Genomic DNA, 7,077 nt, shown 5'->3' on the forward strand with positions numbered 1-7,077 from the left:
AGCTGGACAGGGCGAGGGTGATCGCGTCCTTCAGGGCGCGGGCGCGGCGAGGGTCTCCCCCGGCGTTGACGGCCACGGTCACGTCCCCGGCCCGGACGACGGCGGGCGTCCAGGCGGCGGAGGACTCGGCATCGGAGGCGTCGACGCACCAGACGCGGCGGGCCTCGGCGTCGGAGGCCACGGCCCCGTCCACGGCCCGGTCGCCGGTGGCGGTCTGGGCGAACCAGACCCCGTCGAGGTCGGACGGGCGGTAGGGGCGGCGATGCAGGGTGAGCAGGCCGGCCGCCGCGAGCCGCTCCACCTCCTCCCCCGGCTTCGGGGCCACCACGGTGACGAGCGCGCCGGCGTCGAGGAGGGAACCCACGCGGCGGCCGGCCACGCGCCCGCCGCCCACGATCAGGACGGGCCGGCCGAGCAGACGCAGGGAGGTGGGGTACAGATCGGACGCGGTCATCGCGTGCTCCCTTCCAGCAGCCCGCGGCGGCGCAGCATGCGCCGCTCGACGGGGCCGAATGCGGCCAGTTCGAAGAGGACGCCGACGGCCAGGATGGTCAGGACGGCGCAGAGGACGACGGCGAGGTCGGACGCGGCACGTCCCTCGTGGAGCAGGGTCCCGAGTCCCACGCCCATGGGCCCGCCGACGGCGATGATCTCGGCGGCCATGAGGCCTCGCCACGCGAAGGCCCAGCCCTGGCGCAGGCCGGAGACGAAGGCGGGCAGGGTGGCCGGGAGGACCACCAGCAGGGCGGTCTCGAGACGCGAGGCGCCCAGCACCCGGGCCGCGCGACGCAGCTGCGGCGGCACCTGGTCCGTGCCGGTGGTGAGGCCGGCGACCACGGCGGGGACGGCGCCGGTGAGCATCACGAAGTACGCGGTGGCGTCGCTGAGGCCGAACCACAGCACCGCGAGCGGCACCCAGGCCACGTTGGGCAGCACCATCAGGGCCGTGAGCAGCGGGCCGAACGCCCGCCGCAGGACGCTGACCTGTCCGAGCAGCAGGCCCAGCCCGACGCCGACGACCACGGCGAGTGCGAAGCCGACGACGGCGCGGCCCACCGACGTCGCCACTGCCTGCTGGACGAGACCCTGGGCCCACAGCGTCCCGAAGGCCCCGAGGACGTCGCCGGGACCGGTGATCGGCTCGCCGCGCGCACCGGCCAGCCACGCGAAGGCCTGCCAGATCGCCACGAGCAGGACGACGGCGGCCACCGGGAGCAGGACCCGGCTCCAGTCCCACCCGGCCAGACCCGTCCGACGGGTCGAGTCGACGGCCTGGAGCGCGTCGAGGCCGCTGTCGAGCTCGCGCAGCTCGTCGTCGGTGGCGGCCCCCGGCGCGCGGCCGGGGGCGTCGAGGGTGGGGGTGTCAGTGCGCATGGCGACGGATCTCCTGACCGAGTCGGGCGGTGATGGCGGCCGTGAGGGCGGCCGCGGCGGGCGCGTCGTGGCGGGCGGCTGCGGGCACGTCCCATTCGGCGACGACGCGACCCGGACGTGAGGACAGCAGCAGCACCCGCTGGCCGAGGCGGACGGCCTCGGCCACGTTGTGGGTGACGAACACGACCGTCCGGCCGGTCTGCCGCCACACGCGCTCGAGCTCCCCATGCAGCAGGTCGCGGGTGATCGCGTCCAAGGCCGCGAACGGCTCGTCCATGAGCAGCAGGGGGCGGTCCTGGGCGAGGGCCCGGGCCAGGGCGACGCGCTGGCGCATGCCGCCGGAGAGCTGGTGGGGTCGCAGGTCGGCGGCGTCGTCCAGGTGGACGAGGCGCAGCAGCTCCCCGGCACGCTCCCGACGCTCCCCCGCGGCCACACCGGCGAAGCGGAGGGCGAGCTCGATGTTGCCGCGGGCGGTGAGCCACGGGAAGAGGGCGGCGTCCTGGAACATGAACGCGGCCCCCTCCCGGGGGGTCTTGACGACGCCCGCGGTGGGCGCCTCGAGCCGGGCGATGATGTTCAGCAGGGTGGACTTGCCGCATCCGGACGCGCCGAGCAGGCAGACGAACTCGCCCGGCTCGATCCGCACGGAGACGTCCTCCAGCACGGGCGTGGGCCCGCCGAAGCTCTTGCCCACGTCCTCCATCACCACTGTCATGACCGCTCCCGTCCCGCCGTCGTCATCCGTCTCAGGCCTCGTCGCCGCCGCGCACCATGCCGGCGGCGAGCGTGGCCCCGTCGTGGGGGTCGATCACGAGGAACGCCCCGGTGCGCCGATGCACGGCGTAGGGCTCCACGGGCAGCGGCGCGGCCAGGTGCAGGCGCACCTGTCCGATGTCGTTGAGCCCGAGGGTCTCGGCCGGGTCGAGCCGCAGGGTGTCGAGGTCGAGCCGGCCGGCCACCTCCTGGACGAGCGCCCGGACGACGGCGGTGCCGTGCTTGACGAGGACCTGCTGCCCGACGCGCAGCGGCGCGGCGGAGAGCCAGCACAGCGCGGCGGCCACCTCCGCGGTGGGGCGCGGGGCGGTGTCCGCGGCGGCGATCGTGTCCCCGCGGGCCACGTCCACCTCGTCGGCCAGGCGCAGGACCACCGACTGCGGGGAGGAGGCCTCCTCGAGGGACTCGCCGGCGGCGTCCACGCCCACCACGGTGGTGGTGCGCACCGGCTGCCCCGGGGTGAGGACGGCGACGGCGTCCCCGGGCCGGACGGTGCCCGCCACCACCTGCCCGGCGTAGCCGCGGTAGTCGCGGAAGACCTCGGGGTCGAGGCCGGGGGCCAGGGCGCCCTGGGGGCGCACCACGAGCTGCACCGGGAAGCGGAAGGAGGCCGCGGCGTCGTCCTCGGCGTCCGCCCCGGGCAGGGACTCGAGCAGCTCCATGAGCGTGGGGCCGGTGTACCAGTCCGTCCGCTCGGAGCGGGTGACCACGTTGTCGCCCTGGAGGGCGGACACCGGGACGCTCACCGCGTCGGAGAGGCCGAGCTCCCGGGCCACGCGCCGCACGTCCTCGGCGATCGCGGTGAAGACCTCCTCGGCGTAGTCCACGAGATCGATCTTGTTGACCGCGACGATCACGTGCGGCACCCGCAGCAGGGCCACCACGCTGAGGTGGCGTCGGGTCTGCTCCACCACGCCCTTGCGGGCGTCCACGAGCAGCACGACGGCGTCGGCCGTCGAGGCGCCCGTGACGGTGTTCCGGGTGTACTGCACGTGCCCGGGGCAGTCGGCCAGCACGAAGGTGCGCCGGTCCGTGGCGAAGTACCGGTACGCGACGTCGATCGTGATCCCCTGCTCCCGCTCGGCGCGCAGGCCGTCGGTCAGCAGCGCCAGGTCCAGCCCGCCCTCGGCGCCGCCGAAGCCCCGCTCGGCGGAAGTGCGGGCCACGGCCTCGAGCTGGTCGGCCAGGACGGCCTTGGAGTCGTGCAGGAGGCGGCCCACGAGGGTGGACTTGCCGTCGTCGACCGAGCCGGCCGTGGCCAGGCGGAACAGGGTCCCGGCGGGGGCGCGCCGGTCCAGCAGTGCGGTGCTCATCAGAAGTACCCGTCCTTCTTGCGATCTTCCATGGCCGCCTCGGAGATGCGGTCGTCGGCGCGGGTGGCCCCGCGTTCGGTCAGGGTGGAGGCGGCGACCTCGAGCACGACGTCCTCGACGGTGGCGGCCTCCGAGAGGACGGCGCCGGTGCAGGACATGTCGCCCACCGTGCGGTAGCGCACCGTCCGCGTGGTGACCTCCTCGTTCTCGGCCGGGCGGGAGTGCTCCCCCACGGCGCGCCACATGCCGTCGCGGCGGAAGACCTCCCGCTCGTGCGCGTAGTAGATGGAGGGCAGCTCGATGCCCTCGCGGGCGATGTACCGCCACACGTCCAGCTCGGTCCAGTTGCTGATGGGGAACGCGCGGACGTGCTGGCCGGGGGTGTGACGGCCGTTGTAGAGGTTCCACAGCTCGGGGCGCTGGTTGCGCGGGTCCCACTGGCCGAACGCGTCCCGCAGGCTGATGATCCGCTCCTTGGCCCGCGCCTTGTCCTCGTCACGGCGGCCTCCCCCGAAGACGGCGTCGAACCGGTTGGTCCGGATCGTGTCCAGCAGGGGGGTGGTCTGCAGGGTGTTGCGGGTGCCGTCGGCGCGCTCACGCAGCTCGCCGCGGTCGATGTACTCCTGCACGGAGCCCACCACGAGCCGCAGGCCGAGCCGCTCCACCGTGCGGTCGCGGAACTCGAGGACCTCGGGGAAGTTGTGGCCGGTGTCCACGTGGACCACCGGGAAGGGGATCCTGCCCGGCCAGAAGGCCTTCGCGGCCAGGTGGAGCATCACCACCGAGTCCTTGCCGCCCGAGAAGAGCATGGCGGGGCGCTCGAACTCGGCCACCACCTCGCGGATGATGTGGATCGCCTCGGCCTCCAGGGCGTCCTGGACGTCGGGCCCGGCGGGGCTCACGGTCCCCGGGTCGGGGGCATGGGTGAGGGTCATCGTGTCTCCTTGGTCTGTCTCGGGTGCGGCGCTCAGACGTGGATGCCGCACTCGGTCTTCGCGGTCCCGGCCCAGCGCCCGGCTCGGGGGTCCTCCCCGGGGGCGACGGGGCGGGTGCAGGGACGGCAGCCGATCGACGGGTAGCCGTTCTGCAGGAGCAGGTTCACGGGCACGTCGTGGTCCGTGGCGTAGCCGACCAGGTCGTCGAAGCTCCACGGGGCGACGGGGTTGACCTTGACCATGCCGTGGGCCTCGTCCCAGCCCACCAGCGGGGTGTTCGTGCGCGTCGGCGCCTCGTCCCGGCGGACGCCGGTGAACCACAGGTCGTATCCGGCCAGCGCCCGGTTGAGGGGCTCGACCTTGCGCATCGCGCAGCACAGCCCCGGGTCACGGGCGAACAGGTCCTTGCCGTGGCGCTCGTCCTGCTCGGCCACGGTCAGCTCCGGGAGCACGTCCACCACGGTGACGTCGAGGCGGCGGGCCACCTCGTCGCGCGTCGCGAGGGTCTCGGTGAAGTGGTAGCCGGTCTCCAGGAAGAGGACGTCCACGCCGGGCATCCGCTGCGCCACCAGGTGCGGCAGGACGGCGTCGGCCATGGAGCAGGCGACGGCGGCCCGACGGAGGTCCACATGGCGGGCGGCCCAGTCGACCACCGCCTCGGCGGGGGCGTCCCAACCGAGCTCGGCGGCGCCGGACTCCGCGAGCGCCTGCAGGCGCTCGAGGTCCTCGGTCGGACGGGTGGGGGGAACGGTGCTCATCGGAGGGCCTCCTCGTCGACTCGGTGCGCCCACCGGGCGAAGGTCTCGCCCGGCTCACGCTGCTCGTCGTACCGGCGGACGACGCGCTCGACGTAGTCGACCAGGCCGTCCGCGCGGACCTTCAGGCCGCGGACGCTGCGTCCGAGGCCGGCCTCGGCGCGGTCCACGGAGGCCAGCCCGCCGCCCAGGTGCACCTGGAAGCCGGGCGTCTGGCCGCCGTCGTCGTCCGGGAGCAGCTGCCCCTTCAGACCGATGTCCGCGGTCTGGATGCGGGCGCAGGAGTTGGGGCAGCCGTTCACATGCAGGCTCAGCCGCTCGGGGAGGCGGTCGGCGAGGTCGGCCAGGCGCTCCTCCAGCTGGGCGATCGCGGCGGTGGCGGTGTCCTTCGTGTCCACGATGGCGAGCTTGCAGAACTCCAGGCCCGTGCAGGCGATGGTGGAGCGGCGGAACACGGACGGCTCCGGGTCCAGTCCCAGCTCCTTCAAGCCGGCCACGACGGCGTCCACCCGGTCCCGCTCCACGTCCAGCACCACGATCTTCTGGTGGGGGGTGGTCCGCAGCCGCGTGGAGCCGTGGGCCTCGAGCAGGTCCGCGAGGGCGGTGAGGGTGGTGCCGCTGGAGCGGCCGACGACGGGGGCGGCACCGATGTAGAAGCGGCCGTCCTTCTGCTCGTGGACCCCCACGTGGTCGCCGGGGCGGGTGGGCGGGGCCGGGGCGGGGCCGTCGGGCAGGGCGTAGCCGAGGTACTCCTCCTCCAGCACGGTGCGGAACCTCGCCGGCCCCCAGTCCTCGAGCAGGTACTTCATGCGGGCCTTGTTGCGCAGGCGCCGGTAGCCGTAGTCGCGGAAGATGCTCACGACGGCGTGCCACACCTCGGGGGCGCGCTCGGCCGAGACGAACGCACCGATCCGGTCGGCCAGGCGGGCCTTCGTGGACAGGCCGCCACCGACCCACAGGTCGTAGCCGGGGCCCAGCTCGGGGTGCACCACGCCGATCAGGGAGATGTCGTTGATCTCGTGGACCACGTCCTGGGAGGGATGGCCGGTGATGGCGGTCTTGAACTTGCGGGGCAGGTTGGAGACCTCGAGGTCGCCGATCCAGCGGTCCGCGATCTCCCGGATCACGGGCGTGGGGTCGATGATCTCGTCCGCGGCGATCCCGGCCACCGGTGAGCCGAGGATCACGCGCGGCACGTCGCCGCAGGCCTCGGTGGTGGACAGGCCCACGGACTCCAGGCGCCGCCAGATCTCGGGGACGTCCTCGACGCGGATCCAGTGCAGCTGGACGTTCTGCCGGTCGGTGATGTCCGCGGTGTCACGGCCGAAGTCGGTGGAGATCCCGCCGATCACGCGCAGCTGCTCGGTGGTGAGGTCACCGCCGTCGATGCGCACGCGCAGCATGAAGTAGCGGTCCTCGAGTTCGTGGGGCTCCAGGGTGGCGGTCTTGCCGCCGTCGATCCCCTGCCGGCGCTGGGTGTACAGGCCCCACCAGCGGAAGCGGCCGTGCAGGTCGTCCGAGGGGATCGAGTCGAAGCCCTCGTGGGCGTAGACCTGCTCGATGCGCTCGCGGACGTTCAGGCCGTCGTCCTGCTGCTTGAACTCCTCGTTGTGGTTCAGGGGGGCGGTCCCGTCCACCTTCCACTGGCCGTGCGGCTTGGCGGAGGGACGGCGCGGAGTGCGCGCCGGCCTCGACGTCTCGTTCACCTGGGTCATGGCCGCCACGCTAGGAACCCGGCATGCCAGCCCCCAAGATCGTCGACGCGGTTCGTCACGTTCCCGGGGCCGGGCCGCGGTCGGTGCCCGGCCCGGCCCCGGTCGTGTGACGAACGGCTCAGCGGCCTCCGGTGGCTCCCCTCGGGGCCTCGGCGAGGGCGGACCGCAGCCGGTCCAGGGCGATCCGCGCCACCAGCGGATGCGGCAGCAG

Annotated in this window: 7 protein-coding genes; all 7 read right to left on the minus strand. The window is 73.9% G+C overall.

Annotated features, from left to right (window positions below; genetic code table 11):
- Positions 1–454: bifunctional precorrin-2 dehydrogenase/sirohydrochlorin ferrochelatase (locus tag D8M29_RS06965; RefSeq protein WP_148111539.1), on the minus strand; the 454-nt coding region annotated here is incomplete at its 3' end.
- Positions 451–1,374 (minus strand): ABC transporter permease, encoded by a 924-nt coding sequence (locus D8M29_RS06970; RefSeq protein ID WP_049146127.1) that lies wholly within the window; start codon positions 1,372–1,374, stop codon positions 451–453. The genes D8M29_RS06965 and D8M29_RS06970, both read right to left, overlap by 4 nt.
- Positions 1,364–2,089: an ABC transporter ATP-binding protein gene (locus tag D8M29_RS06975; protein ID WP_010078844.1), complete on the minus strand. Its 726-nt coding sequence runs from the start codon at positions 2,087–2,089 to the stop codon at positions 1,364–1,366. The genes D8M29_RS06970 and D8M29_RS06975 overlap by 11 nt, the downstream gene beginning before the upstream one ends.
- A gap of 31 nt (positions 2,090–2,120) precedes the next feature.
- On the minus strand, positions 2,121–3,461 hold the full coding sequence (locus D8M29_RS06980; RefSeq protein WP_041104782.1) for a sulfate adenylyltransferase subunit 1: 1,341 nt from the start codon (positions 3,459–3,461) through the stop codon (positions 2,121–2,123).
- Entirely contained in the window at positions 3,461–4,396 is a 936-nt protein-coding gene (gene cysD / locus D8M29_RS06985; RefSeq protein WP_060974121.1) for a sulfate adenylyltransferase subunit CysD, read from the minus strand. Before cysD ends, D8M29_RS06980 begins: the two co-directional genes overlap by 1 nt.
- A 32-nt stretch (positions 4,397–4,428) precedes the next feature.
- Positions 4,429–5,154 (minus strand): phosphoadenylyl-sulfate reductase, encoded by a 726-nt coding sequence (locus tag D8M29_RS06990; protein WP_049146121.1) that lies wholly within the window; start codon positions 5,152–5,154, stop codon positions 4,429–4,431.
- Positions 5,151–6,866 carry a nitrite/sulfite reductase gene (locus tag D8M29_RS06995; RefSeq protein ID WP_127435397.1) on the minus strand — a complete coding sequence of 572 codons (1,716 nt, stop codon included), beginning with the start codon at positions 6,864–6,866 and terminating at the stop codon, positions 5,151–5,153. Before D8M29_RS06995 ends, D8M29_RS06990 begins: the two co-directional genes overlap by 4 nt.
- Positions 6,867–7,077 lie beyond the last annotated feature (211 nt).

It is taken from the genome of Micrococcus sp. HSID17227, from assembly GCF_003989405.1.
In the GTDB taxonomy this organism is placed as follows: Bacteria; Actinomycetota; Actinomycetes; order Actinomycetales; family Micrococcaceae; genus Micrococcus; species Micrococcus luteus.

Excerpts from the sequence above, each read along its gene's own strand:
- D8M29_RS06970 (WP_049146127.1), bottom strand. The coding sequence starts at position 1,374 with ATGCGCACTGACACCCCCACCCTCGACGCCCCCGGCCGCGCGCCGGGG.
- D8M29_RS06975 (WP_010078844.1), bottom strand. The coding sequence starts at position 2,089 with ATGACAGTGGTGATGGAGGACGTGGGCAAGAGCTTCGGCGGGCCCACG.
- D8M29_RS06980 (WP_041104782.1), bottom strand. The coding sequence starts at position 3,461 with ATGAGCACCGCACTGCTGGACCGGCGCGCCCCCGCCGGGACCCTGTTC.
- cysD (WP_060974121.1), bottom strand. The coding sequence starts at position 4,396 with ATGACCCTCACCCATGCCCCCGACCCGGGGACCGTGAGCCCCGCCGGG.
- D8M29_RS06990 (WP_049146121.1), bottom strand. The coding sequence starts at position 5,154 with ATGAGCACCGTTCCCCCCACCCGTCCGACCGAGGACCTCGAGCGCCTG.
- D8M29_RS06995 (WP_127435397.1), bottom strand. The coding sequence starts at position 6,866 with ATGACCCAGGTGAACGAGACGTCGAGGCCGGCGCGCACTCCGCGCCGT.